The 25093-nt window shown below is 67.2% G+C and carries 23 protein-coding genes; 21 read left to right on the top strand and 2 right to left on the bottom strand.

Annotated elements, in window-relative coordinates; translation table 11 throughout:
• Positions 1–643: 643 nt before the first annotated feature.
• The 17 genes from gspE (at position 644) to J5837_RS08525 (ending at position 18116) form a co-directional block, all read left to right on the top strand.
• Positions 644–2374: a type II secretion system ATPase GspE gene (gspE, locus tag J5837_RS08445; RefSeq protein ID WP_244755845.1), complete on the top strand. Its 1731-nt coding sequence runs from the start codon at positions 644–646 to the stop codon at positions 2372–2374.
• 87 nt (positions 2375–2461) lie between these two features.
• Entirely contained in the window at positions 2462–2800 is a 339-nt protein-coding gene (locus J5837_RS08450) for a GIY-YIG nuclease family protein (protein WP_210536337.1), read from the top strand.
• A gap of 85 nt (positions 2801–2885) precedes the next feature.
• Positions 2886–4103: a type II secretion system protein XpsF gene (xpsF, locus tag J5837_RS08455; protein WP_210536338.1), complete on the top strand. Its 1218-nt coding sequence runs from the start codon at positions 2886–2888 to the stop codon at positions 4101–4103.
• A gap of 171 nt (positions 4104–4274) precedes the next feature.
• Positions 4275–4709, top strand: coding sequence for a type II secretion system major pseudopilin GspG (gene gspG / locus J5837_RS08460; protein ID WP_244755846.1), 435 nt, complete (start codon positions 4275–4277; stop codon positions 4707–4709).
• Positions 4710–4712: 3 nt separating this feature from the next.
• Positions 4713–5192, top strand: coding sequence for a type II secretion system protein XpsH (gene xpsH, locus J5837_RS08465; RefSeq protein WP_210536339.1), 480 nt, complete (start codon positions 4713–4715; stop codon positions 5190–5192).
• Positions 5189–5608 (top strand): type II secretion system protein XpsI, encoded by a 420-nt coding sequence (gene xpsI / locus J5837_RS08470; RefSeq protein ID WP_342345522.1) that lies wholly within the window; start codon positions 5189–5191, stop codon positions 5606–5608. Before xpsH ends, xpsI begins: the two co-directional genes overlap by 4 nt.
• Entirely contained in the window at positions 5605–6237 is a 633-nt protein-coding gene (locus J5837_RS08475; protein WP_210536341.1) for a prepilin-type N-terminal cleavage/methylation domain-containing protein, read from the top strand. The genes xpsI and J5837_RS08475 overlap by 4 nt, the downstream gene beginning before the upstream one ends.
• Before the next feature lie 41 nt (positions 6238–6278).
• Positions 6279–7100: a type II secretion system minor pseudopilin gene (locus J5837_RS08480; protein WP_210536988.1), complete on the top strand. Its 822-nt coding sequence runs from the start codon at positions 6279–6281 to the stop codon at positions 7098–7100.
• Positions 7097–8236: a PilN domain-containing protein gene (locus J5837_RS08485; protein ID WP_210536342.1), complete on the top strand. Its 1140-nt coding sequence runs from the start codon at positions 7097–7099 to the stop codon at positions 8234–8236. Before J5837_RS08480 ends, J5837_RS08485 begins: the two co-directional genes overlap by 4 nt.
• Positions 8217–8846, top strand: coding sequence for a type II secretion system protein GspM (gspM, locus tag J5837_RS08490; protein ID WP_210536343.1), 630 nt, complete (start codon positions 8217–8219; stop codon positions 8844–8846). The genes J5837_RS08485 and gspM overlap by 20 nt, the downstream gene beginning before the upstream one ends.
• Positions 8836–9606: a general secretion pathway protein GspN gene (locus J5837_RS08495; protein ID WP_210536344.1), complete on the top strand. Its 771-nt coding sequence runs from the start codon at positions 8836–8838 to the stop codon at positions 9604–9606. The genes gspM and J5837_RS08495 overlap by 11 nt, the downstream gene beginning before the upstream one ends.
• A gap of 14 nt (positions 9607–9620) precedes the next feature.
• Positions 9621–11825: a type II secretion system secretin GspD gene (gene gspD, locus J5837_RS08500; RefSeq protein ID WP_425504833.1), complete on the top strand. Its 2205-nt coding sequence runs from the start codon at positions 9621–9623 to the stop codon at positions 11823–11825.
• 11 nt (positions 11826–11836) lie between these two features.
• A complete protein-coding gene (locus J5837_RS08505; RefSeq protein WP_244755889.1) occupies positions 11837–12739 on the top strand; it encodes a glycosyltransferase family 2 protein in 903 nt (300 codons plus the stop codon).
• A gap of 139 nt (positions 12740–12878) precedes the next feature.
• Positions 12879–14597: a DUF1800 domain-containing protein gene (locus tag J5837_RS08510; protein ID WP_210536346.1), complete on the top strand. Its 1719-nt coding sequence runs from the start codon at positions 12879–12881 to the stop codon at positions 14595–14597.
• A gap of 10 nt (positions 14598–14607) precedes the next feature.
• Complete coding sequence (locus tag J5837_RS08515; RefSeq protein WP_210536347.1) at positions 14608–16050, top strand: DUF1501 domain-containing protein; 1443 nt, start codon at positions 14608–14610, stop codon at positions 16048–16050.
• A gap of 34 nt (positions 16051–16084) precedes the next feature.
• Complete coding sequence (locus J5837_RS08520; protein ID WP_210536348.1) at positions 16085–16930, top strand: glycosyltransferase family 2 protein; 846 nt, start codon at positions 16085–16087, stop codon at positions 16928–16930.
• 10 nt (positions 16931–16940) lie between these two features.
• Positions 16941–18116, top strand: coding sequence for an erythromycin esterase family protein (locus tag J5837_RS08525; RefSeq protein WP_210536349.1), 1176 nt, complete (start codon positions 16941–16943; stop codon positions 18114–18116).
• A 34-nt stretch (positions 18117–18150) separates the two neighbouring features.
• Here J5837_RS08525 and ettA read toward each other — a convergent pair whose 3' ends face one another.
• Together ettA and J5837_RS08535 are read right to left on the bottom strand one after the other, a co-directional pair.
• A complete protein-coding gene (gene ettA / locus J5837_RS08530; RefSeq protein WP_210536350.1) occupies positions 18151–19812 on the bottom strand; it encodes an energy-dependent translational throttle protein EttA in 1662 nt (553 codons plus the stop codon).
• Positions 19813–19922: 110 nt separating this feature from the next.
• Positions 19923–20957, bottom strand: a complete 1035-nt coding sequence (locus J5837_RS08535) for a YeiH family protein (RefSeq protein WP_210536351.1) — start codon at positions 20955–20957, stop codon at positions 19923–19925.
• A gap of 72 nt (positions 20958–21029) precedes the next feature.
• On the opposite strand from J5837_RS08535, the gene J5837_RS08540 reads away from it, so the two are divergent.
• The 4 genes from J5837_RS08540 to ribD all read left to right on the top strand — a co-directional run bounded on the left by J5837_RS08540 (position 21030) and on the right by ribD (position 25091).
• Positions 21030–21905: a LysR substrate-binding domain-containing protein gene (locus J5837_RS08540; protein ID WP_210536352.1), complete on the top strand. Its 876-nt coding sequence runs from the start codon at positions 21030–21032 to the stop codon at positions 21903–21905.
• Between the two features lie 96 nt (positions 21906–22001).
• Positions 22002–23270: a serine hydroxymethyltransferase gene (glyA, locus tag J5837_RS08545; protein ID WP_210536353.1), complete on the top strand. Its 1269-nt coding sequence runs from the start codon at positions 22002–22004 to the stop codon at positions 23268–23270.
• A gap of 9 nt (positions 23271–23279) precedes the next feature.
• On the top strand, positions 23280–23804 hold the full coding sequence (gene nrdR, locus J5837_RS08550; protein ID WP_210536354.1) for a transcriptional regulator NrdR: 525 nt from the start codon (positions 23280–23282) through the stop codon (positions 23802–23804).
• A gap of 186 nt (positions 23805–23990) precedes the next feature.
• A complete protein-coding gene (gene ribD, locus J5837_RS08555) occupies positions 23991–25091 on the top strand; it encodes a bifunctional diaminohydroxyphosphoribosylaminopyrimidine deaminase/5-amino-6-(5-phosphoribosylamino)uracil reductase RibD (RefSeq protein WP_342345523.1) in 1101 nt (366 codons plus the stop codon).
• Positions 25092–25093 lie beyond the last annotated feature (2 nt).

Genomic DNA, 25093 nt, shown 5'->3' on the forward strand with positions numbered 1-25093 from the left:
GTCGCTTCCGTCGCGGCAGTGCGTCGAGCGCAGCTTTGTAGAGCCGAGCACGCTCGGCTGCTCTTGCCGTTGCTCGTCATCCCAGCGAACGCTGGGATCCATTTGGCTTTTGCTCCCGTAGAAGCGCACTTCAGTGCGCGACTGTAAGAGCGGAGCCACGCGGACAATTCTTCGGCGCATCAGGTTTCCGGTCGCGCACCAAGGGTCGCTCCTGCAGACGTATTGATGGACCATTCGCCCGTTGAGAGCATTGACCGGCCATTCGGTCGATGAAAAGCGTTTCGCGCTTCCGCGCGAGTCACTTTCTTTGCTTGTGCAAAGAAAGTAACCAAAAAAAGCACACCCTGCCTCGCGCCCTTCGCGCTGCGCACGAAGGGTCCGCGGAGCCGGTGGGAATTTCCGGAAGCCGCGTCCCGCGGCTCCGGAAACGACGCACATCCCTGTGCGCCGCCCCCTGCGGGGGTTTACCCACCGGCTCCGCCGCTGCGGACGGGGCCCGAAAGCAAGGGCAATAGCAAAAGCATTCGCGGCCAAGGCCGCTCCTACAGGACGGACGCTCGAACGGGCGACACGCCGGAACTGCTAAAGTCGGTTTCCTGTCCGTTTTGCGTTCTACCGGGAGTGGGACGACGTGAATGCCGCCATGGAACCGAAGCAGGCTGAAACCGGGGCCGAAAGCGCCGAGGACCGCATCGTCGCAGCGCTGTTGGCCAAGGGCCGGTTGAAAGAGGCCGATTTGGCTCGCGCCCGGCGCCTGCAGGAAGAGGCGGGCGGCGCCCTGCTGGACCTGTTGGCCCGGCTCGGGCTCGTCTCGGAACGGGACCATGCCGAAACCGTGGCCGAAGTGCTGGACCTGCCGCTGGTCAACGTCAAGGAACTACCCGACGCCCCACCGGAGCCGGTCGGCGACGATGAAACCGCCGCGCTTTCACTGCGCTTCCTCAAGCAATTCCACCTGTGCCCGCTGGGCGAGGATGCCGGGCAGGTGGCGGTGCTGATGGCCGACCCGCAGGATGCCTACGCCGCCGACGCGGTGCGCCTGGCCACCGGCAAGTCGGTGCGCGCGCTGGTCGCGCCGCGCTCGGAAATCGACGACTTGATCGAGCGCTGGCACGGCCAGGGTCGCAGCGCGATGGGGGCTATCGTCGAGAACGCGGAAGGCGAGGGCGGCGATCTCGACGACGTCGAGCACCTGCGCGACCTCGCTTCGGAAGCGCCGGTCATCCGCCTGGTCAACCTGATCATCCAGCGCGCGGTCGAGCTGCGCGCCTCGGACATCCACATCGAGCCGTTCGAGAACCGGCTGAAGGTGCGCTACCGCATCGACGGCGTGCTCGAGGAAGGCGAATCGCCGCCGGCCAACCTCACCGCCGCGGTGATTTCGCGCATCAAGATCATGGCCAAGCTCAACATCGCCGAGCGCCGCCTGCCGCAGGACGGCCGCATCATGCTGCGCGTGCAGGGCAAGGAACTGGACCTTCGCGTCAGCACCGTGCCGACCGCGCACGGCGAAAGCGTGGTGATGCGCCTGCTCGACCGCGAGACGGTGGTGTTCGACTTCCACAAGCTCGGCTTCACCGACGAGTTCCTGCCGCAGTTCCAGCACGTGCTGGAGCAACCGCATGGCATCCTGCTGGTGACCGGGCCCACGGGTTCGGGCAAGACCACCACGCTGTACACCGCGCTGAGCAAGCTCAACACCAGCGACGTCAAGATCATCACCGTCGAGGATCCCGTCGAATACCAGCTCGAAGGCATCAACCAGATCCACGTCAAGCCGCAGATCGGCTTGGATTTCGCCAATGCCCTGCGCAGCATCGTGCGCCAGGACCCGGACATCATCATGATCGGCGAGATGCGCGACCTCGAGACCGCGCGCATCGCCATCCAGTCGGCGCTGACCGGCCACCTGGTGTTGAGCACGCTGCATACGAACAATGCCGCCGGCGGCATCACCCGCCTGCTCGACATGGGCGTCGAGGATTACCTGATGACCTCGACGATCAACGGCATCCTCGCCCAGCGCCTGGTGCGCCGGCTGGAACCGACCCACGCCGAGCGCTACCCGGCTTCGCCGGAGGAAATCGAGAAATTCGGCCTGCGCAAGTACCAGCCGGACGGCGACATCTACCTCTATCACCCGCGCGCCTCGGCCATCGCGCCGACCGGCTACCTCGGTCGCACCACGATCGTGGAATTCCTGGTGATGAACGACGAGTTGCGCCGCGCGGTGATGCGCCACGCCGGCATGGGCGAGATCGAACAGATCGCGCGCCAGCACGGCATGCGCACGATGTACGAGGATGGCATCGCCAAGGCATTGCGCGGGGAGACGACGATAGAGGAAGTATTGCGGGTGACGGAGGAGGCATGACCTTTCACGCTCCCGCTTTTGCTCGCCTTTGCTTTGCTCGTCATTCCCGCGAAGGCGGGAATCCATGGACGTTTGCCCGGAGATGCGATGGACAGGCAGCCTTGTGTATACATCCTGGCAAGCGATCGCAACGGAACCTTGTATACCGGGGTGACGAGCGATTTGGTAGGCAGGACTTGGCAGCATAAGGAGCATGTCGTCGATGGATTTACCAAGCGCTACGGAGTCACGAAGCTGGTTTGGTATGAAATCCACGGTGTTATGGAGTCGGCGATATCGCGGGAAAAGCAGATCAAGAAATGGCGACGTGAGTGGAAGATGCGATTGATCGACGAAAGCAATCCTTCATGGCGGGATTTGTGGACTGACATTACCGGGCAGGTGCCGAAGAGCAACGTCCTTGGATTCCCGCCTTCGCGGGAATGACGAGCAAAAGCAAAGACGAAAACAGAAACAACGGCAGAAACAGAAGCAACGGCCACAACGAAGCAGAACGAGCGCCCAGGAACCCATGCCCCTCTACCGCTACAAAGCCCTGAACGCACGCGGCGAGCTGCTCGACGGCCAGATGGAGGCCGGCAGCGACAGCGAAGTGGTCGCGCGCCTGCAGGAGCAGGGTCACCTGCCGGTGGAGGCGAGGCTGGCGTCGGAAGGCGGCGGCGCGTCGCCGTTGGCCGGGTGGTTCAAACCCAAGCCCTTCGCGGGACAGCGGCTGGTGCAGTTCACCCAGCAACTGGCGACGCTGCTCGGCGCGGGGCAACCGCTGGATCGTTCGCTGGGCATCCTGCTCGAGTTGCCTGAGGACGACAAGGCGAAAGGCATCATCGCCGACGTCCGCGACATGGTCCACGGCGGCCTGCCGCTGTCGACTGCGCTGGAACGCCAGCACGGCGTGTTCGGCCGTCTGTACGTGAACATGGTGCGCGCGGGCGAGGCCGGCGGCAGCCTGTACGACACCCTGCAGCGTCTGGCCGACTACCTGGAGCGCAACCGCGCGCTCAAGGGTCGCGTGGTCAACGCGTTGATCTATCCGGCGATCCTGCTGGTGGTGGTCGGTTTCGCGCTGATGTTCCTGCTCGGCTACGTAGTGCCGCAATTCGCGCTGATGTACGAAAGCCTGGACGCGACGCTACCCTGGTTCACCCGCGTCGTGCTCGGCGTGGGCCTGTTCGTGCGCGACTGGTGGTTCGTGCTGGTCGCGCTGCCGGCCGTGGCGCTGTGGTGGTTCGCGCGACGCCTGCGCGATGCGGCGTTCCGCGAGCGTTTCGACCGCTGGCTGCTCGGCGTCAGGCTGGCCGGCCCGCTGGTGGCGAAGCTGGAGACCACGCGGCTGGCGCGCACCTTGGGCACCCTGTTGAAGAACGGCGTGCCGCTACTGTCGGCGCTGGGCATTTCGCGCAACGTGTTGGGGAACCGCGTGCTGGCCGCCGATGTCGAAGCGGCAGCCGAAGAGGTGAAGAACGGCCATGGCCTGTCGGCGGCGTTGGCGAAGGGCAAGCGCTTCCCGCGCCTGGCCGTGCAGATGATCCAGGTCGGCGAGGAATCCGGCGCGCTGGATACCATGCTGCTGAAGACCGCCGACACTTTCGAGGCCGAGACCGCGCAGGCGATGGACCGCATGCTGGCCGCGCTGGTGCCGCTGATCACGTTGTTGCTGGCGGCCGTGGTGGGCGTCGTCATCATCGCGGTGCTGGTGCCGCTGTACGATTTGACCAACGCGATAGGGTGAGGCAGGCCGCTTGCGCGGCACTGCCGCGCGGTCTGCCGAACGTTCGGCCATGGATGGCCGGGCCGGGCGTTCCGAAGCGAGAATGCTTCGCCACGGATGGCTGCGTTAACGTCGCTTCAAGGACAATAAGCGTCTACCGATTCATCTTCCAAACCCAACCAGGATCGCCCGATGTTCCAGCCCCGCCGCCCGACCGTTTCGCCTTCGCCGTCTTCGCAAAGCGGCATGAGCCTGCTGGAGATCATCATCGTGCTGGTGCTGATCGGCCTGGTGGTCACCTTCGTCGGCAGCCGGGTGCTCGGCGGCGCCGATCGCGGCAAGGCCAACCTGGCCAAGTCGCAGATCCAGACCCTGGCCGGCAAGGTCGAGAACTACCAGCTCGACACCGGCTCGCTGCCGTCGAAGCTGGAAGATCTGGTCGCCCAACCCGGCAATGCCACCGGCTGGCTGGGCCCGTATGCGAAGGAAGCCGAGCTGAAGGATCCGTGGGGACACGCCATCGAGTACCGCGTGCCCGGCGACAACAAGCCGTTCGACCTGATCAGCCTGGGCAAGGACGGGCAACCCGGCGGCGAAAGCTTCAACGCGGACATCAAGTACGAGTGATCGATGCGCCCGGGACGCGATGACGCCAGCCTGAAGCGTGCCCGTGGCGTTTCCTTGCTGGAAATGCTGCTGGTGCTGGCGTTGATCGCCATCGCCAGCACGCTGGCGGCGATGGCGCTGACCGGCGGCCTCGATGGCATGCGCATGCGTTCGTCGGCGAAGGAGATCGCCGCGCAAATGCGTTACACGCGCGCGTTGGCGATATCGACCGGCAAGCCGCAGCGTTTCGCCATCGATCCGGAAGGCCACCGCTGGCAGGCGCCGAACCGCAAGCCCGGCCGCATCGCCGACTCGCTGGGCGTGCGCTTCACCGGCGCGCGCGAAGCGCAGGCGCGTGCGGGCGAGGGCGGCATCCTGTTCTTCCCCGACGGCGCTTCCACCGGCGGGCGAGTGCAGTTGCAGGCCAAGCGAGCCGCATGGCGCATCGACGTGGGTTGGCTGACCGGGCAGGTGAAGCTGTCGCAGGTGGAGGCGGAGCCGTGAACCGCTCCGGCCAGCAGGGCTTCACTCTGATCGAAGTCATCATCGCTTTCGCCCTGCTGGCGTTGGCGCTGACGCTGTTGCTGGGCTCGCTGTCCGGCGCGGCGCGGCAGGTGCGCAACGCCAACGATGCCGGGCGCGCCGCACTACACGCGCAATCGCTGCTGGCGCAGGTAGGGGTGGGCCGGGCCTTGCAGGCCGGCACTACCGATGGCGAATGGGAAAACGGCCGTTACCGCTGGCAACTGCAGGTGGCGCCGTTCGTGGATCGGACGCGCCCGCCTTCGCCGATGACCGACCCGGGCGCGCCGCGCCTGATGCAGTTGCAACTGGATGTACGTTGGGGCGAAGCCGCCGGCGAGTCGTTGCAGGTGCGCAGCCTGCGCCGCATCGCCGGTGGCGTGGAGGCCGCGCCATGAATCGGGGCGTACGCGGCTTCACCTTGATCGAAGTGCTGCTGGCGACGGTGCTGCTGGCCGCCGGACTGGCCCTGGCCTTCGCCACGTTGCGCTCGGCCAGCACGATCAGCGCCCGTGGCGAAGCAATGGCCGAACGCAATGAGGCGATCCGGGCCGCGGAAGGCTTCCTTCGCCAGCGCCTGACCTCGGCGCTGCCGATCAGTTATGCCCGCGACAAGGACACCGGGCAGGCGTTCCTGTTCAGCGGCGATGCGCGGCAATTGAGTTTCGTCGCCGACCTGCCGGATTACCTCGGCCGCGGCGGACCGTACCTGCACCAGATCACCTATTCCGACGATGGGCGATTGAAGGCGCAGTTCACCCTGGTGCAATCGGGCCAAGCCATACCGGACAATCCCGCCCGTCCGCCGGAAACCCTGGCCGAAGGCCTGCGCACGCTGCGCTTCCGCTATCGCGGCCTCGACGCCGAAGGCAAGCTCGGCCAATGGCAGGAAGCATGGAAGAACCCCGACCGCCTGCCGATGCAGGTGATGATGCAGGTCCAGGATGCCGAAGGCCGCGATTGGCCGGAACTGGTGGTCGCGTTGCCGCAGGGTTCGACGGCGCCGCAGGTCGAGGCCGAGTTGTGACGCGCGCTGCGCCATCGAGGCATTCGCGCGGCGCGGCGTTGATGCTGGTGCTGTGGTTGATCGCGCTGCTGACCGCGCTGATCGGCGCGTTCGCCCTGACCGCGCGCGTCGAGCACCAGCAGGGCCGCACGCTCAGCGACGGCCTGGTCGCGCAGGAAGCCGCGCGCGCCGGATTGGAATACGCGCTGGGCCGCATCGACGAGCCCGACCTGCGCCTGCGCTGGCGGCCGGATGGCCGCACTTACCGCTGGCGCTTCGCCAATGCCGACGTGCAGGTGCGCATCGTCGACGAATCCGGCAAGGTCGACCTGAACCAGGCCGACGTCAACCTGCTGGGCGAGTTGCTGAAAGGCGCCGGCGCGACGCCGGACCAGGCTGCGGCGGTGGCCGGGGCGATCCTCGACTGGCGCGATCCCGACCAGTTGTCCCAGCCTAGCGGTGGCGCCGAGGACCCGGATTACGCGGCGGCCGGGCTGGCCTACGGCGCCAAGGACGCTCCGTTCGAAACCGTGGCCGAAGTGGAACAGGTGCTGGGCATGACCCCGGCGCTATACGCCCGGCTCGCCCCCAGCCTGACCGTGGTCGGCAACGCGGCGGTGCCGCGGCGCGAATTCGCCCCGCCCGAAGTGCTCGCGGCGATGGGACTGGACCCGCAGCAGGTGCGCGCGCAGCGCGAGGCCGCGGCTGCCGGCGGCCTGATCGGGGGAAGCGGCACGTATAGTATTGAGAGCCGCGCCACGCTCGGCAGCGGTCGAAGCGCGAACCTGCGTGCTGTCGTCCGCTCCGGCGGGCAGGGCGTCACGGGATCGACGGCATCGGCCTATACGGCCTTGCAGTGGCAGGAGGGATGGGCGGCACCATGAGCAACTGGCGCGACAGACTCGGCCGCATCGGCGGCGGGCGCGGCACGGGCGTCCGCGGCTTCCTGCGCTGGTGGAGCGGGGCCCTGGCGACTTGGCTGCCGGCGCGCTGGCGCACGCTGTTCGGGCTGGCCCACGACCGGCTGCTGTTGTCGGTGCAGAACGACGACGTGCGCCTGCTGCGCCAGACGCAGGACCAGGTGGCCGAACTGGCGACACTGCCGTTGCCGCTCGAGGCGGATGCTCTCGACCGGATCCTGCCCACCTCATTGGCCTCGCTGCCGCGCTGGCTGTTGCTGCCGGCCAGCCAGGTGCTGCGGCGTTCGCTGGTCTTTCCGGTCGCCGCGGGCGATCGCCTGCGCGAAGTGGTCGGCTTCGAAATCGACCGGCAAACCCCGTTCACCGCCGCGCAGGTGCATTACGACGTCCGCGCGCTGGGCCGTCGCGGCGACCAGCTGGACACCGAACTGGTCGCGATGCCGCGCACCGCACTGGATCGCGCGCTGGCGCAGCTCGGCGGCGCGGCCGGCGCGCTGGCCGGCGCCGATGTCGTCGACGCGCAGGGACAGGCCACCGGCGTCAACCTGTTGCCGGCCGCCTCGCGCAGCCGGCGCGAAGATCCGCTGCGCCGCTGGAACCTGGTGCTGGTCGCCGTCGCCGTGCTGGCTCTGGCCGCGGCCGGGTGGCAGTTGCTGCACAACCGCCGCGCCGCCGCCGATGCCTTCGCGCAGAAGATCGAGGCGCAGGCCGGCAACGCGCGGCGCGTCGCCGCGCAACGCCGGCAACTGGCCAGCTTGGTCGACGGCCAGGCCTTCCTCGACCGCAAGCGCGCCGAATTGCCGCCCGCCATCGCGGTGTTCGACGAAGTGACCCGTCGCTTGCCCGACGACAGCTACCTGGAAAAGCTGTCCATCGAAGGCAACCAGCTGGTGCTGATCGGACTCAGCGGCAACGCGCCTTCGCTGGTCGGACGCCTGGAAGGCGCTTCGATCTGGCGCAAGCCGGCCCTGAGCGGCGCCTTGCAGACCGACCCGACCACGCGTCGCGACCGCTTCAGCCTGACCGCCGAACTCGCCAGCGGCGCGCCCGCCTCTTCCAATCCCACCGCGAAGCCCGTCGATGACGCCCGCCTACCCTGAGCGCGAACGCTGGCTGGCGCTGGGCCTGCTGTTGCTGGCCCTGGCGGTGGCCTATGCCCTGCTGGTGCATCCGTGGTGGACCGTGCCGATGAGCGAGGCCAACCAGCGCGTCGAAGAATTGCGCGAACGCGAGCTGCGCATTCGCACCCAGTTGCAGCAGGCGCCGGAAGTACAGCGCCGCCTGGCCCTGGCGCAGGCCCAGGCCGCGCGCCAGCCGGGCTTCCTCGCCGAACGCAGCGCGGAACTGGCCACGGCCGGGCTGGTGCAACGGCTCGAGGCCGTGGTGGCCCAGGCCAGCCCGGGCAACCGCAGCTGCGCGATCCAGAACCGTTCGCCGCTGCCGCCAGCGGGGGGCCGCGAACCGTTCCAGCGCGTGACGGTGCAGGTGCGCCTGCGTTGCGGCACGCCGGAAACGGCCGCGGTGTTGCACGCGCTGGAAAGCGGCAGTCCGCGCCTGTTCGTCGACAACGTCAACCTGCTGGCGCAACGCTATTCGTTCCTCGGCGCGAACCGCGACAACAGCGGACTCGATGTCAGCTTCGACCTGTACGGCTACCTGCGCCCGAACGAAGGCGCGGTAGCGCCGAACGGAGGCGATGGTGCGCACTGACGCGATCGCGCCTCGTACCTGGGTGCTGGCCACGGTGGCCGGCTGGGCCGTGCTGGTGTGGCTGCTGGCGCTGTTCGGCCTGGGCGGGCGCATCGCGCCACGTGCGGCCGACCCGTCGCTGGCCGCGAACCTGCCGCAACCGCGCATGGCCGCGGCTTCGCGGGTCGGCCCGCTCGGCCAGTACGCGCAGATCGCCGCACGTCCTGCTTTCAATGCCGATCGGCGTCCGCGTCCGTTCTTCATCGAAGGGCAGGGCCAGGGCAATGCGGCGCAGGCCTTCGATTACGTATTGAGCGGCGTGCTGATCACCCCGCAGTTGCAGATGGCGATCCTGCAGCCGGGCAACGGCGAAGGACTGTCGTTGCGGGTGAAGCTCGGTGAATCGCCCGAAGGCAATGCCGGCTGGCGGTTGGCCGAACTGCATCCGCGCAGCGCGGTATTCGACAGTCCGGACGGTCGGCGCACGCTGGAATTGCAGACTTACACCGGCGGTGGCGAAGCGCCGACCGCGCAGGCCGGCGCGACGCCGCCGGTCGCCGTGCAAGACGATGCGGCCAACACGGCCAATGCCGCTGCGGCGGCGAACCAGGCGGCGCAAGCCGCCAGGCCGCCACCTGCCGGTCCGGCCACACAGCAGGTGCTGACGCCGGAACAGCAGATGCAACAGATTCGCGAGCGCATCGAAGCGCGACGCGCGCAGCTGCGCCAGCAGGCGCAACGGCAGAACGCGGCGAAACCTCCTTCTCCGCAAGAACGATGACGATGAGCGCGGCCATGAAATCACCCTTGCTTCCCTTGTTCGCACTGATCGGCTTGCTGGCCGGCTGCGCCAGCGTGCCCACGCCGGACGTGCACCGCGGTGCCGCCGGAACGCAGGGCGACACCGCATCCACGGGCGCGCAAACGTCGGCGCTGCAATCACCGGAGGAACCGCTGACCGGACCGAAGGCGCAGATCCGCCGCGGCAACGGCCAGATGATCAACCGCGCCGCCGCCAGCGCGCCGCCGCCGTCGTTCGCCGGCGCCAGCAGCGGCAGTGCCAGCTTCAATTTCGAAGGCACGCCGGTGCAGGCGGTGGTCAAGGGCATCCTCGGCGACCTGCTGGGACAGAACTACGTCATCGACCCGAAAGTCACCGGCACGATCACCCTGGGCACGCCCAAGCCGGTTTCGCCGGCGCAGGCGTTCACCCTGCTCGACCAGGCGCTGGCCCAGGTCAACGCGCGCATGGTCTACGCCGACGGCCGCTACAGCATCGTGCCCGCCGATGCGGCGCTCGCCGGCAACGTCGCCCCGCGCAGCGGTCCGGCCGGCAATGCGCGCGGCTACGAAGTGCGGGTGGTGCCGCTGCGCTTCATCTCCGCCAGCGAGATGGAAAAGATACTCAAGCCCTACGCGCGGCCCAACGCCATCGTCGGCATCGATTCGTCGCGCAACCTGATCACCGTCGCCGGCACCCGTGGCGAACTGGAGAATTACCTGCGCACGGTGGAAATCTTCGACGTCGACTGGCTGTCCGGCATGTCGGTCGGCGTGTTTCCCCTGCAGAACGGCCGCGCCAGCAAGGTCGTGCAGGACCTGGAGAAGGTGTTCGGCGAACAGAGCAAGACGCCCAGCGCCGGCATGTTCCGTTTCATGCCGCTGGAAGGCGCCAACGCGGTGCTGGTGATCACCCCGCAGGCCGCGTACCTGGACGACATCCAGGATTGGCTGGAGCGCATCGACAGCGCCGGCGATGGCGGGCGGCTGTATTCGTACGAACTGAAATACATCCAGGCCAAGGAACTGGCCGAGCGCCTGGCCGAAGTATTCGGCGGGGGAAGCGCGGGTGGCGCGGATTCGCCTGCGAATGGACAGACGTCGCTGATGCCCGGCACCGAGCCGGTGCAGATCAACGATGGCGGCATGGATGGCAACGCCAGTGTCGACTTCGGCAATTCCAACGGCACGACGGGCGGCGGCAACGGCAGCCTGGGCAACGGCGGCTTGCAGTTGGACCAGCGCAAGGGCGGCAACGCCTCCGTGACCCTGGACGTGGGTGGAGACAAGGTCGGCGTGGCGGCGGTCGAGGAAAACAATTCGATCCTGGTGCGCGCCAGTCCTTCCACCTGGAAGTCGATCAGGGAAGTGATCGACAAGCTCGACGTGATGCCGCTGCAAGTGCACATCGAAGCGCAGATCGCGCAGGTCTCGCTGGATGGCGAATTGAGTTATGGCGTGGAGTGGTATTTCGGCGCTGGCGCCCTGCAGCGTGGATTCCCGGTCGACGAGGCGGGCTTGCCGAGCCGCTTCCACTCATTGGGCGCCGTGGTTGGTGCGCCGGCTACTTCGACGCTTCCCGCGGTCCCGGGGGCTTCGTGGGCGCTGATCAAGAGCGGCGCGGCAGCGGTGATCAACGCGCTGGACAGCGTGACCAACGTGCGCATGCTGGCCACCCCGTCGATCTACGTGCGCAATAACGCCGTGGGCAACCTGCTGGTCGGCGAGCGCATCCCGGTCAATTCGGTGACCTTCAACCCCAATGGCAACAACAACACCGGCTACAGCCAGGTGCAGTACCTTGAAACCGGCAACATCCTCAAGGTACGCCCGCGGGTGGCCAAGGACGGCACGGTGTTCATGGAAATCGTGCAGGAAATCAGTGCTCCCCGGGGAGAGGCCGACATCAACGGCAACGTCGCCATCAGCACGCAGAAGGTCAAGACCGAGGCGGCGATACCGGAAGGCCAAACCATCATGCTGGCCGGTCTGATCAACGACAGCGTGACCAACCGGACTTCCGGGCTGCCGGGACTGAGCCGCATCCCCATCATCGGTGGCCTGTTCGGCAAGAAGGGCCAGTCCAGCAACCGCACCGAGACCATCATCCTGATCACCCCCACGATCGTGCGCAATCCGCAGGAAGCGCGCGACCTGACCGACGAGTACAGCCGCAAGTTCCGCGCGATGGAACCGCTGTACGCGCCGAAGAAGAAGTGAGCCAGGCCGCGATGCTGCCGGTCGTCCTGTTGCCGGTCGGCGCGGACGACGATGCCCTCGATGCCTGCCTCGGCGCGTTGGATGCCGGCACGCCCGCCGGCGTCCGCGTATGGCTGGCCGACGACGCGCAGGCCGGTCCGCGCGGCGGCGCGATCATCGAACGCTGGCTGCAACGCACGCGGCTGCAGGCCGACTACACACGGCGCCAGCAACCGATCGGCGAAGTCGCGCACGTCGACGAAATGCTGAAGGCTTGCGCAGGCCTCGACGTCGTCGTGCTGGCGCCCGATGCACAACCGCTGCCCGGCTGGCTGCAGCAACTGGCCGCCTGCTTCTCGCGCGATGCGGCCATCGCCACCGCCACGCCGTGGTGCAACGCCGGCGAAGCCGCGGCCTGGCCGCGCCTGGGGGAGATCAATGCGTTGCCCGCGGATTTTGAACACACCGCGCAAGCGTGCGCCGCCATGCCGCCCGTGCATGCGGAACTGCCGGCCGCGGTGGCGCATGCCGTGGCGATCCGCGGCAACGCGCGCCAGCGTGTCGGCGGACTCGACGCCAGCAGCTATGTGTCCTGGTATGCGGCGTTGATCGACCTGTCGCTGCGCCTCAGCGGCCTCGGCTGGCGCAACGTCCTGTGCGAGACCGCGTTCGTCGCGCGCGGCGGCGAAGGTGGTCCGGCCGATGGCGACATGGATGCGATCTACGCGCGCTGGCCGGCGTGGAATGCGCGACTGGCCGAATTCCTGATGCACGACCCGCTGCACGGCATGCGCGAACGCCTGGAAAGGCTGCATGCCGAAGTTGGTCCGCCCCGGCCGCAGCGCGATTTGTTCGATGCAGCGGCGATACCCGTGCAGGACACCTCGGAAGACACGGTCGCCGGACCGGAAGACCCGGCGCTGGACAGGCCCTGATCGCGGACAGCGCAGGGAATCGGCGCAATCGTGACGGGAATCGCATTCGGCGCGTTCCGATGCCGATATTCGTCGACCCGAGTTTCACATCCCCTTGCTAGCATCGAAAGTGCGGGGGGCGCTGAAGCACGGAGTGGTCATGGGGAGATCGATCGGTTTCGCCGGCGTGGCGTTGCTCACGCTGGTTCTGGCTGCCTGCGGAGGCGGAGGAGGTGGCGGTGGCTCGTCGTCGGGTTCGCCGGCTCCGCCACCGCCCGCGCCCGCGAATGACAAGCCTGCCACCGATGCCGAGGCCGCGCGCTTCCTGGCGCAGGCCACCTTCGGGCCGACCAGGGCGGACATCGCCCGCGTGCGTCAGATCGGTTATGGCGCATGGATCGACGAGCAACTGGATGCCGCGCGGACGCCGGCCACGCTGATCGAGCCGCACATCCTGTCGATTCCGGTTGCGACGCTCGACTATTCCGAACGCCGCAACTACTGGTTGTGGCAGGCCGTCAGCGCCAGGGACCAGTTGCGTCTGCGCATGGGCTTCGCGCTCAGCGAGATCTTCGTGGTGTCGGACCGCGATTACAACAGCGCGAATTTCGGCCGCATCAGCAATTACCAGGACATGCTGGACACCTTGGCGTTCGACAGCTATCGCACGGTCGTCGAGAAGGTCACCCTGCATCCGGCCATGGGGCTGTACCTGAGCCATCTGGCCAACCGCAAGGCGGTCAGCTACAGGAACGCGCAGGGCATCACCATCAACGTGGTGCCGGACGAAAACTACGCCCGCGAGCTGATGCAGCTGTTCTCGATCGGCCTGGTGCAACGCAACCCCGATTTCAGTCCCAAGCTCGACGCCGCTGGCAAGACCATCCCGACCTACGACCAGGCGGTGGTCGCCGGCATGGCCCGCGTGCTCACCGGCTGGACCTGGCATGGCAACACCAAGGACACCTTCTGGAAGTGGGGCGCCGACAACGAAGCGCGGCCGATGAGTTGCGTGCCCGAGATGCACGACGAACAGCCCAAGACCATCTTCAACGGAATCGTGATCAACGAAGGCAGCAATTGCGCGGCCAGTTTGGCGAAGATGCTCGATGCGCTGGCAACGCACCCCAACACCGCGCCCTTCATCAGCCGGCAGCTGATCCAGCGCTTCGTCACCAGCAACCCGAGCCCGGCCTATGTGTCCCGGGTGGTCTCCACATGGAACCAGAGCGGCGGCAACCTGGGCCGGGTGATCCGCGCCATCCTGCTGGACACGGAGGCGCGCACCGCGCCCGCTGCCGGCGACGCCGCTTACGGCAAGGCACGCGAGCCGCTGATCCAGTTGACCACGCTGTGGCGGGCGTTCGATGCGCAATACCTGCCGCGCAGCGACGGCCAATACCATTTCGCCTTCAATGCCTCGTGGGATTTCAGCACCACCCTGGGCCAGGACTCCCTGCATTCGCCATCGGTGTTCAATTTCTTCGAACCCGACGCCCAGCTGCTGGCCGCCGGCGGCGGGCAGGGCATCTATGCGCCGGAGCTGCAGTTGTACAACGACGCCACCTTCGTCAGCATCTTCAACCAGCTGTGCGATGCCGGTTGCGCGAACTTCAAGGCCGATGCGCCGACCGCCAACACCAATGCGCCGGTGCTGGACGTCAAGCCTCTGCTGGCGCTGGCCGACGCAGGTAACCATGCCGGCATGGTCGACGCGATCTCGCCGCTGCTGTTCGGCGGCGGCATGTCGGCCGAGACGCGCACGGTGTTGATCACGATGCTCGACAAGCTGAAGGCGGCCAACCGGTCCAGCCAGGAACGCGTGCAGTCGCTGGTGCAACTGGCGTTGGCCTCCCCCGAATTCGCGATCCAACGCTAGGAGCACGCGCATGTCCAAGATCCCTCGCCAGGACCGCCGCGATTTCCTGCGCAACCTGCAATATGTGCTGGCCGGCGGAGCGATTGCCGCCGTGGCCCCGCAGTTCGAGTTGGTGGGCCGAGCCCTGGCCCAAACCGCGCCCGTCGCCGATTACCGCGCATTGGTGTGCATCTTCCTGCTGGGTGGCAACGATTCGTTCAACCTGCTGGTGCCGCACGCGCAGGCCGAATACGACGTGTACGCGAAGAGTCGGGGCGGCGTGTACGACGCCGCAGGCAACAACCAGGGACTGGCCATCGCTCGCGACAGTTTGCTGCAGATCGGCGACACTGCTGGCAAGACCTGGGGCCTGAACCCCGCATGCCCCGCACTGAAGACCCTGTTCGACCAGGGCGAACTGGCGTTCATGGCCAATGTCGGCACGCTGGTGCAGCCGATCACCAAGACCGAATACGCGGCCAAGTCCAGGCGCGTGCCCGAGAACCTGTTCTCGCACAACGACCAGCAACGGCTGTGGATGCGCGGCGAATCCGAGAAGGCCAGTTCGAACGTAGGCTGGGGCGGCACGATGGGCGAGCGCCTGGCGGGCGCCAACAGCGCGGGTTTCGCCGCGCTGCCCCCGACCCTCTCGCTGGCCGGCAACAACCTGTTCCAGACCGGGACTTCCAGCGTTCCGTATTGCATGGCACCCAGCGGGCCGGTCGGGTTCCGCAATTTCGAGAACAGCTCCACGGCCGGCGGCATCCGCCGCGAAGCGCTGGCTGCGCTGCTCGCACGCAAATACATACCACTGATGCAGGACCAGCACGCTGTGATCGGCGAAAGCGCGATGTTGCTGGGCAGCAAGATGCGCGAAGTACTGGATCCAGCCAACGGTGGCGACATCGCCACCGTCTTCCCCGCCGGCAACGGTCTGGCTTCGCAGTTGCGGATGATCGCCCGCACCATCAAGGCCAGCCGCGGCAGCGCGATCAACCACCACCGACAGGTCTACTTCGCCAGCATGGGCGGCTTCGACACCCACGACAACCAGATGGCCGACCAGCCGCAACTGCTGGCCCGCCTGGGCGAGGCGCTAGGCGCGTTCCGTGCCGCGCTGGCCGAAATCGGTGCGTTGAACAACGTGGTGACCTTCACCATGAGCGATTTTGGCCGGACCCTCAACAGCAACGGCAACGGCACCGATCACGCATGGGGCGGGGTCCAGTTGATGATGGGCGGGTCGACGGCAGGCGGCGGGCCGCTGAAGGGACGTCAGGTATTCGGCGCCTATCCGCTGCTGGAACTGGACGGCGAACAGGCGGTGGATCGCGGGCGCATCATTCCGACGACTTCGACCAACCAGTTCGGCGCGACTTTCGCCCGATGGATGGGCGTGGCATCGGGCGATCTGCCGACGATCTTCCCCGGCCTGGGCAATTTCGCGACGCCCACGCTGGACTTCCTCGCTTGAGCATTGTGGCGGCGGTTCCGCGATAATCGCGACGATGCCCGTCGCCGAAGAAGCCCACATCGCCGCCATCGTGGTCAGCCACCAGAGTGCGGCGACCATCGACGATTGCCTCTCGCGCCTGCGTCGCGCGCACGGCGTGGCCGAGATCCGCGTGGTCGACAACGATTCGCAGGACGGCACGCTCGATATCATCCAGCGCCACGCCGCCGGCGACCCGCGCGTGCGCTTCATCGGGAATCCCGACAACCCGGGCTTCGCCGTGGGCTGCAACCAGGGCGCAGCCGCATCGACCGCGCCGTGGCTGGCCTTCGTCAATCCGGACCTGCTGATCGAAACCGATGCCCTGCCGCGATTGCTTGAACATGCGGTCGGTTTCGAAGCCGCCTTGCTCGGCGCCGACCTGGTCGACGAGTCCGGCGTGCGCGACGAAGCCGCGCGCCGCCGAGATCCGGATTTCGCGAGCATGCTCGGTTCGCCGCGCGCGGCCAGGCTGGGCGTGCCGATGGATTCCGCGCAGGCACTGCAACGCGTGGATGCGGTGTCCGGCGCGTTGATGCTGATGCCGCGCGCGTTGTTCGAGCGCATCGGCGGATTCGACGAAGGCTACCGCCTGCACGCGGAAGACCTGGACCTGTGCCGCCGCGCGCGCGAGGCGGGCGCCGTCGTGGCGGTCGCCAACGACGTGCGCGTGGTGCATATCCGCGGCGTATCCAGCCGCTCCCGGCCACTGTTCGTCGAATGGCACAAGCACCGCGGCCTTTGGCGTTATTTCCGCAAGTTCGAAGCGCGGCGGCGTAGTTGGGTTATCCGGTTTGCGGTCTTTGTGGCGATTTGGGCAAGGTTTCCGATTGCGGCTCTGGGCGCCGTGTTTCGCCGTTGAAGGAGACATCGTGCGTCGATACCTCGTGCTGGTCGCGGTCCTCGCGCTAACCATCGGCCATGTCGGGCCGGCCTATCCGAATTCGATGGTCCTCGCTGCTGGCAGCCCAGCCGAATTCGACCGGCTCGTCCACGATGTGTGCGATCGGGATGTCGTGCTGTTGGGTGAGGACAGTTACCACGGGAGTGGCCGCACTGTTGAGCTCAAGAGCTTGCTTGTGCAGCGCCTTGTGAATGAATGCGGGTTCAGCCAAGTGCTGTTCGAGAGCCAGTTCTACGAATTCCCCGTGCTGGAAAAAGCACTGGCCAACGGCCGGGTTGCACAGTCGCGGCTTGGCGATGCGATCGGGGGAATATGGTCGCGAACGGCACAGATGCAACCACTGCTGACATGGCTGGCCGCCGCCGCCGCCAACGGGAAAGTTCGGATAGGCGGCATAGACCCCCAGTTCGCCAGCGCCACGGGGCATTTCGCCCAGCGCGAACTGGGTGGCTTGCTCGCGGCAAGGTTGCCTCGCGAGTTTCGTGGAGAGTGCAGGCGGACATTTGATCGCCATCATGCGTGGTCATACGACGACGATCATCCGTACGATGATGCGGAGAAGGAGCGGCTCGGGGTTTGCATGCGACGGCTAGAGGGGTCGGTCGGACGAAGCGTGGGACGCAGCCAGGACGAAAAAATGGTCCGGGCCTATGCGCTTTACGCGCCCACGACTTTGAGGGAGGACGTCGTCGCGAGCAAGAATGCGCGTGACCTCGGAATGGCCGAATTGCTTGACTGGTATCGGGAGCGCGACCATCGCAAGACGATCGTATGGACGGCAACGGTGCACGCGGCAAAGCAGCTCGAAGGCGACAGGGTGCCGATGGGGCATTACCTGCATCAGGAGCTTGGTGATCGCATGGCGACCATCGGGTTCACTGCCGTCTCGGGCAGCATCGGTGGCGCGGTGCAGAAGCAGGCGAAACCGTTGGCGGAACCGCAACCGGGTACGCTTGAGGCGCGGTTCCGGTCATTGCAGCCCCGAGGCCTGGTTTACCTGAGTCGCGCGGAGTTGGCGGACTTGGGGGCCGTGCCGGCGCGTGCCTTGAACTACGCCCAGGCGCAGGTTGCGAACTGGTCGGAACTGCTGGATGGAATGATCGTCATGGGCGAAGAGCAGCCGGCGATTCAACTGCCAAATTGAAAACGCCGGGTTTCCCCGGCGTTTGTTTTTCGGCTTACTTCAATGCCTTGAACCGCAACCGGTGCGGGCCGGCGTCGTCGCCCATGCGGCGCTTCTTGTCGGCTTCGTACTCGCGGTAGTTGCCCTGGAAGAACTCCACGTGCGAGTCGCCTTCGAAGGCGAGGATGTGCGTGGCGATGCGGTCGAGGAACCAGCGGTCGTGCGAGATGACGAAGGTGTTTCCGGGGAATTCCAGCAACGCATCTTCCAGCGCGCGCAGGGTTTCGATGTCCAGGTCGTTCGACGGTTCGTCGAGCAGCAGCACGTTGCCGCCCTGCAGCAGGGTCTTGGCCATGTGCAGGCGGCCGCGTTCGCCGCCGGACAGCGAGCCGACCAGCTTCTGCTGGTCCTGGCCCTTGAAGTTGAAGCGGCCGATGTAGGCGCGCGACTGGATCTCGACGCCATTGATGTTGAGGATGTCGAGACCGCCGGACACTTCCTGGAACACGTTGTGGTTTCCGGCCAGCGCATCGCGGCTCTGGTCGACGTAGGACAGCTTCACCGTCGGGCCGATGATGATTTCGCCGGAATCCGGCTTCTCCTGCCCGGTGATCATCTTGAACAGCGTCGACTTGCCAGCGCCGTTCGGGCCGATGATGCCGACGATGGCGCCGGCCGGCACGATCATCGACAGGTCGTCGATCAGCAGGCGGTCGCCGAACTTCTTGCTGACGTTGCGGAACTCGATGACGTTGTTGCCTAGGCGTTCGCCCGGCGGGATGAAGATCTCGTTGGTCTCGTTGCGTTTCTGGTAGTCGACCGACTGCAGCTCGTCCAGGCGGGCCAGGCGCGCCTTGCCCTTGGAACGGCCGCCCTTGGCGTTCTGCCGCGCCCATTCCAGTTCTTTCTGGATGGCCTTCTGGCGCGCCTTTTCCTGGTTCTCTTCCTGCTTCAGGCGCTCGTCCTTCTGCACCAGCCACTCGGTGTAGTTGCCCTTCCACGGGATGCCGCGGCCGCGGTCGAGTTCGAGGATCCACTCGGCCGCGTTGTCGAGGAAGTAGCGGTCGTGGGTGACCGCGACCACGGTGCCGGTGTAGCGGGCGAGGAACTGTTCCAGCCATTCGACGGATTCGGCGTCGAGGTGGTTGGTCGGTTCGTCGAGCAGCAGCATGTCCGGCTTCTGCAGCAGCAGGCGGCACAGCGCGACGCGGCGCTTCTCGCCGCCGGAGAGATTACCGATCTTCGCGTCCCACGGCGGCAGGCGCAGCGCGTCGGCGGCGACTTCCAGCTGGTTCTCCAGCGTGTGCGCGTCGCCGGCGGCGAGGATCGCCTCGAGGCGTTCCTGTTCCTTGGCCAGCGCATCGAAGTCGGCGCCTTCCTCGGCATAGGCGTCGTAGATCTTGTCCAGCGCGGCCTGCGCCTGCAGCACTTCGCCGACGCCTTCCTCGACCGCTTCGCGCACGGTCTTTTCCGGATCCAGCTGCGGTTCCTGCGGCAGGTAGCCGACCTTGATGCCCGGCTGCGGACGCGCTTCGCCTTCGAAATCCTGGTCCACGCCGGCCATGATCTTCAGCACGGTGGACTTGCCCGCGCCGTTCAGGCCGAGCAGGCCGATCTTCGCGCCGGGGAAGAACGACAGCGAAATGTCCTTGATGATCTGGCGCTTCGGCGGCACGGTCTTGCTGACGCCGTTCATGGTGTAGATGTATTGCGACATGGGGTTTCCTGCAGGAAGCCGCGGCGCCTGCGCAAGGCAGGTCCGCGGACGGAATTCGGGAAACCGCAATTATAGCCGCTGGGATAGCGCGGCCCATTACCCGACGCGGTTCAGATCTGGCCGGTACCCAACTGCACCAGCAGGCTGGCCGCCGCCACCGCCGCCCAAACGCCCAGGCCGAGCAGGATCGGACGCGGGCCGGTCGCGGCCATGCGCCGCAGGTTCGCCGACAGACCGATTGCGGTCATCGCCGCGACGATCATGAATTCCGCCAGCCCGTGCAGCGCCGGCAACGCCGCTGCCGGCACCGCGCCTGCGCTGCGCAGCCCCGAGGCGACCAGGAACCACAGAATGAACCACGGGAACGCCTGCACCAGGCGGAAACCGCCGCCGCCTTCGCGCTGGTGGCGCCAGGCCTGCCAGCCGACCAGCGCCAGGCAGATCGGCACGATCAGCGTGGCGCGGGTCAGCTTGACGATGGTCGCGTAGTCGCCGGCCTCGCGGCTGTACTGGTAGCCGGCGGCGACCACCGACGAGGTGTCGTTGATCGCGGTGCCTGCCCACAAGCCGAAGCCGGCATCGGACAGACCCAGCAGGTGGCCCAGCGGCGGGAACAGCAGCACCGCGACCACGTTGAACAGGAAGATGGTCGAAATCGCGTAGGCGGTTTCGTGTTCGTCCGGCTTCACGATCGGCGTCACCGCTGCGATCGCCGAACCGCCGCAGATCGCCGTGCCCACGCCGACCAGCAGGGCCAACTTGCCCGGCACCTTCAGCCAGCGGCCCAGCGCCCAGGCGCCGAGGAAGGCGACCGCCAGGGTGACCAGGGTCACTGCCAGCGAATGCAGGCCGGTGTGCACCACCTGCCTCAGGTTGAGGCCGAAGCCGAGCAGGATGATCGAGGCCTGCAATACCTGCTTGCCGGCGAAGCCGATGCCCGGCGCGAAACGCGGTGCAGGCGGGAACAGGCTGCCCACCGCCATGCCCAGCACGATGCCCATCACCGCACCGCCAACCAGCGGCAGCGCATGGCCCAGCGCCAGGGCGACCAGGGCCAGCGCGCCGGTCAGCAACAGGCCCGGCCATCGGCCGGCGGGCTGCGGGGGCGAGGAGTGGGCGATCCGGGGGGCGGCGACGGCATGCATCGGCGCGCAGTGTTGCAGTTGCAACAAATCAATAAAACTTTGACTTTCTTATATTCGTATTAAGATTCACTGATGATCAACGTCAGCCCGCGCCAGTTGCAGGTGTTCGTGCAGGTCGTGGCCAGCGGCAGCCTGCGCGGCGCGGCCGAGGCGCTGCACCTGACCCAGCCGGCCGCCAGCATGGCTTTGTCCGACATGGAGCGCCTGCTCGGGGTGCCGCTGTTCGACCGCGAACGCGGCCGCCTGCGCCTGAACGCGCACGGCCGCGAGCTGCTGCCGCTGGCGCAGGAGCTGCTGGAGCGCTACGCCGAGCTGGGCCGGGTCGCGGCCAGCGCCGGCGACGCGCTGGGCGGCGAGCTGCGCATCGGCACCAGCAATACCGTCGGCAATTACCGTGTCGGCGAGTTGCTGGGCGATTTCGTCCGCGAATTCCCCCAGGTGTCGCTGCGCCTGCGCGTCGGCAACACCGGCGACATCGCCCAGGCGATGCTCGAGCACAGCCTCGACGTCGGCTGCGTCGAAGGCCCGGTGCTGCACGCCGAACTGGAAACGCGTCCATGGCGCGACGACGCCCTGGTCGTCTGCGTCGCGCCGGAGCACCGGTTGGCCGGGCGAAAGACCGTGCGCGCACGCGATTTCGCCGATGAACGCTGGATCCTGCGCGAACCCGGTTCGGCCACCCGCACCCTCAGCGAGCAGGCGCTGGCCAAGCTGCCCCCGCCGCACAGCGTGCTGGAGCTCAGCCAGACCGAGGCGATCAAGCAGGCCGTCGTCGCCGGGCTGGGCATCGCCTGCCTGCCCGAAGTGGCGATCCGCGACGCCGTCGCCACCGGTCGCCTGGTGGCGCTGGACACGCCCTTCCTCGACCTGCGCCGTAAGCTGTCGCTGCTGGTGCATCGCCGCCGCTACCGCGGCGCGGTGCTGGACGCCTTCCTGCGCACGGTCTGAACGCACGGCCCAAGGCGGCTGCAGGGGCTACAATCGACGGGTCGAAGGCCGGTTTTCCGGCCGTTCCCATCTTTACCCCCATCCTCTGGAGAACCGATGTTCCCGCGCGACGCCCGCATTGAAGGTTACGACCCCGAACTGGCCCAGGCCATCGCCGACGAAGCCAAGCGCCAGGAAGACCACGTCGAGCTGATCGCCAGCGAGAACTACGCCAGCCCGCGCGTGCTGGAAGCGCAGGGCAGCGCGCTGACCAACAAGTACGCCGAAGGCTATCCGGGCAAGCGCTATTACGGCGGCTGCGAATACGTCGACATCGCCGAGCAACTGGCCATCGACCGGGTGAAGCAGCTGTTTGGCGCCGACTACGGCAACGTGCAGCCGCACAGCGGTTCGCAGGCCAACCAGGCGGTCTACTTCGCCCTGCTGCAACCCGGCGACACCATCCTCGGCATGTCGCTGGCCCATGGCGGCCACCTGACCCACGGCGCCAAGGTCAATGCCTCCGGCAAGCTGTTCAACGCCGTGCAGTACGGCGTCAACGACGACGGTTTGATCGACTACGACGAAGTCGAGAAGCTCGCGCTGGAACACAAGCCGAAGATGGTCGTGGCCGGCTTCAGCGCGTATTCGCAGCAGATCGACTGGGCGCGCTTCCGCGCCATCGCCGACAAGATCGGCGCGTACCTGTTCGTCGACATGGCCCACGTCGCCGGCCTGGTCGCCGCCGGCGCCTATCCGAACCCGCTGCCGCACGCGCATGTGGTCACCAGCACCACGCACAAGACCCTGCGTGGCCCGCGCGGCGGCATCATCGTCTCGAGCAAGCAGGGTGCGGGCGAGCAGTTCGACGACATCACCAAGAAGCTGCAGAGCATCGTGTTCCCCGGCATCCAGGGCGGTCCGCTGATGCACGTGATCGCGGCGAAGGCGGTGGCGTTCAAGGAAGCGCTGGAGCCGGAGTTCAAGGAATACCAGCAGCAGGTGGTGAAGAACGCCCAGGCGATGGCCAAGACGCTGATCGCGCGCGGCTACAAGATCGTTTCCGGCGGCACCCAGAACCACCTGATGCTGATCGACCTGATCGGCAAGTCGGTGACCGGCAAGGAGGCGGAAGCGGCGCTGGGCAAGGCCCACATCACCGTCAACAAGAACGCGGTGCCGAACGATCCGCAGAAGCCCTTCGTCACCTCGGGCCTGCGCATCGGCACGCCGGCGGTGACCACGCGCGGCTACAGGGAGCCCGATTGCGTCGCACTGGCAGAGTGGATCGCCGACGTGCTCGACAACCCGAACGACGAGAACGTCATCGCCGGGGTGCGCGAGAACGTGACCAAGCAGTGCCGGCAGTTCCCGGTCTACGGATAAGCCGGTTCGATGCACTGCCCGTTTTGCCAGCACACTGACACCAAGGTCATCGACTCGCGCGCGTCGGAAGACGGCGCGACGATCCGTCGCCGTCGCGAGTGCGAGGCTTGCGGCGAGCGCTTCAGCACGCTGGAGACCATCGAAATCAAGTTGCCGGCGATCATCAAGAGCGATGGCCGCCGCGACACCTTCGACGCGCGCAAGCTGCGCGCGGGTTTCGACAAGGCGCTGCAGAAGCGCCCGGTATCGGAAGAGCAGATCGAGGCGGCAGTGCGCGCGGTGGTGCACCAGATGCGCATGAGCGGCGAACGCGAGCTGCCGTCGCGGCGCATCGGAGAGTTCGTGATGGGCGAGCTGCGCAAGCTCGACCATGTCGGTTACGTGCGTTTCGCCTCGGTGTACCGCAGCTTCGAGGACGTGGCCGATTTCCGCGAGGAAATCGAGAAGCTGGAACGCGACCTGCCCACGGCGAACGGCCAGCTGCCGCTGCTGGGTGCCGACGTGGTGCCGATCGATCGCAACAAGAAGCGCTGACGCGCGCTTTTCCTTCTCCCACCGGGAGAAGAGCCTGCCCCCGCCAAGGCGGGGGTGCCCGCAGGGCGGATGAGGGCGGAAGCCATCGTGCGCCAGAACCTTGCGTAAGCGCTTGAGAGTTTCTTCCCTCATCCGGCGCGACGCGCCACCTTCTCCCGGTGGGAGAAGGGAAACCGGAGTTGCTTCGTGTCGAATCCCGTATTCACCGCCACCGACCACCTGCTGATGGCGCGCGCGTTGCGCCTGGCCGAACGCGGCGCTTATACGACACGGCCGAACCCGATGGTCGGCTGCGTCATCGCCAGGGAAGGGCAGGTCGTCGGCGAGGGCTGGCACCAGCGCAAGGGCGGGCCGCACGCGGAAGTGTTCGCACTGCAGGCCGCGGGCGAACAGGCGCGCGGCGCCACTGCCTACGTCACCCTGGAGCCCTGCGCGCACACCGGCAGCACCGGGCCGTGCGCGGATGCGCTGATCGCGGCCGGCGTGACGAAGGTGGTGGCTGCGATGCGCGACCCGTTTCCGCAGGTCGACGGCGCCGGCTTCGACAAGCTGCGTGCCGCGGGTGTCGAAGTACAGTCCGGCCTGATGGAGGCGCAGGCACGGCAGCTCAACCGCGGTTTCCTGTCGCGGATCGAGCGCGGGCGGCCGTGGCTACGCGTCAAGCTGGGCACCAGCCTCGACGGGCGCACCGCGATGGCCAACGGCGAATCGAAATGGATCACCGGCGAGGCCTCGCGCCGCGACGTGCAGCGCTGGCGCGCGCGCAGCGGCGCGATCCTGACCGGCGCGAACACGGTGCTGGCCGACGATCCTTCGCTGACCGTGCGCCTGGAGGACGCCAGCGAATTCGTCCCGCCGCTGCGCGTGGTGCTGGACCCCGGCCTCGCCACCATCGCGCGCGGCCGCGTACGCGAAGGCGATGCGCCAACGCTTTACCTGCACGCGCCCGACGCCAAGCCGCCCCGCGAGCTCGCCGCCCAGCGCGCCGCAGTGGACGTGCGCGAAGGCCGCTTCGACCTGCTCGCGGTGCTGGCCCTGCTGGCCCGGCGGGAAATCAACGAGGTGCAGGTGGAAGCAGGCGCCACGCTGGCGGGCGCCTTCCTCGCCGCCGGCCTGGTCGACGAGCTGCTGCTGTACGTTGCGCCGACGCTGCTGGGCGATGGCGCGCGTCCGCTGTTCTCCGGACTGGGCATCGAGGCGATGGCGCAGCGCACGCGGTTGCAGGTCGTCGAATCGCGTAGCGTCGGCGAAGACCAGCGCTTGTTGCTGCGTCCCGTTGCGGGGTGACG

It is taken from the genome of Pseudoxanthomonas helianthi, assembly GCF_017939625.1.
GTDB lineage: Bacteria > Pseudomonadota > Gammaproteobacteria > Xanthomonadales > Xanthomonadaceae > Pseudoxanthomonas_A > Pseudoxanthomonas_A helianthi.

Excerpts from the sequence above, each read along its gene's own strand:
- gspE (WP_244755845.1), top strand. The coding sequence starts at position 644 with ATGGAACCGAAGCAGGCTGAAACCGGGGCCGAAAGCGCCGAGGACCGC.
- J5837_RS08450 (WP_210536337.1), top strand. The coding sequence starts at position 2,462 with ATGGACAGGCAGCCTTGTGTATACATCCTGGCAAGCGATCGCAACGGA.
- xpsF (WP_210536338.1), top strand. The coding sequence starts at position 2,886 with ATGCCCCTCTACCGCTACAAAGCCCTGAACGCACGCGGCGAGCTGCTC.
- gspG (WP_244755846.1), top strand. The coding sequence starts at position 4,275 with ATGTTCCAGCCCCGCCGCCCGACCGTTTCGCCTTCGCCGTCTTCGCAA.
- xpsH (WP_210536339.1), top strand. The coding sequence starts at position 4,713 with ATGCGCCCGGGACGCGATGACGCCAGCCTGAAGCGTGCCCGTGGCGTT.
- J5837_RS08475 (WP_210536341.1), top strand. The coding sequence starts at position 5,605 with ATGAATCGGGGCGTACGCGGCTTCACCTTGATCGAAGTGCTGCTGGCG.
- J5837_RS08480 (WP_210536988.1), top strand. The coding sequence starts at position 6,279 with ATGCTGGTGCTGTGGTTGATCGCGCTGCTGACCGCGCTGATCGGCGCG.
- J5837_RS08485 (WP_210536342.1), top strand. The coding sequence starts at position 7,097 with ATGAGCAACTGGCGCGACAGACTCGGCCGCATCGGCGGCGGGCGCGGC.
- gspM (WP_210536343.1), top strand. The coding sequence starts at position 8,217 with ATGACGCCCGCCTACCCTGAGCGCGAACGCTGGCTGGCGCTGGGCCTG.
- gspD (WP_425504833.1), top strand. The coding sequence starts at position 9,621 with ATGAAATCACCCTTGCTTCCCTTGTTCGCACTGATCGGCTTGCTGGCC.
- J5837_RS08505 (WP_244755889.1), top strand. The coding sequence starts at position 11,837 with ATGCTGCCGGTCGTCCTGTTGCCGGTCGGCGCGGACGACGATGCCCTC.
- J5837_RS08510 (WP_210536346.1), top strand. The coding sequence starts at position 12,879 with ATGGGGAGATCGATCGGTTTCGCCGGCGTGGCGTTGCTCACGCTGGTT.
- J5837_RS08515 (WP_210536347.1), top strand. The coding sequence starts at position 14,608 with ATGTCCAAGATCCCTCGCCAGGACCGCCGCGATTTCCTGCGCAACCTG.
- J5837_RS08520 (WP_210536348.1), top strand. The coding sequence starts at position 16,085 with ATGCCCGTCGCCGAAGAAGCCCACATCGCCGCCATCGTGGTCAGCCAC.
- ettA (WP_210536350.1), bottom strand. The coding sequence starts at position 19,812 with ATGTCGCAATACATCTACACCATGAACGGCGTCAGCAAGACCGTGCCG.
- J5837_RS08535 (WP_210536351.1), bottom strand. The coding sequence starts at position 20,957 with ATGCATGCCGTCGCCGCCCCCCGGATCGCCCACTCCTCGCCCCCGCAG.
- J5837_RS08540 (WP_210536352.1), top strand. The coding sequence starts at position 21,030 with ATGATCAACGTCAGCCCGCGCCAGTTGCAGGTGTTCGTGCAGGTCGTG.
- glyA (WP_210536353.1), top strand. The coding sequence starts at position 22,002 with ATGTTCCCGCGCGACGCCCGCATTGAAGGTTACGACCCCGAACTGGCC.
- nrdR (WP_210536354.1), top strand. The coding sequence starts at position 23,280 with ATGCACTGCCCGTTTTGCCAGCACACTGACACCAAGGTCATCGACTCG.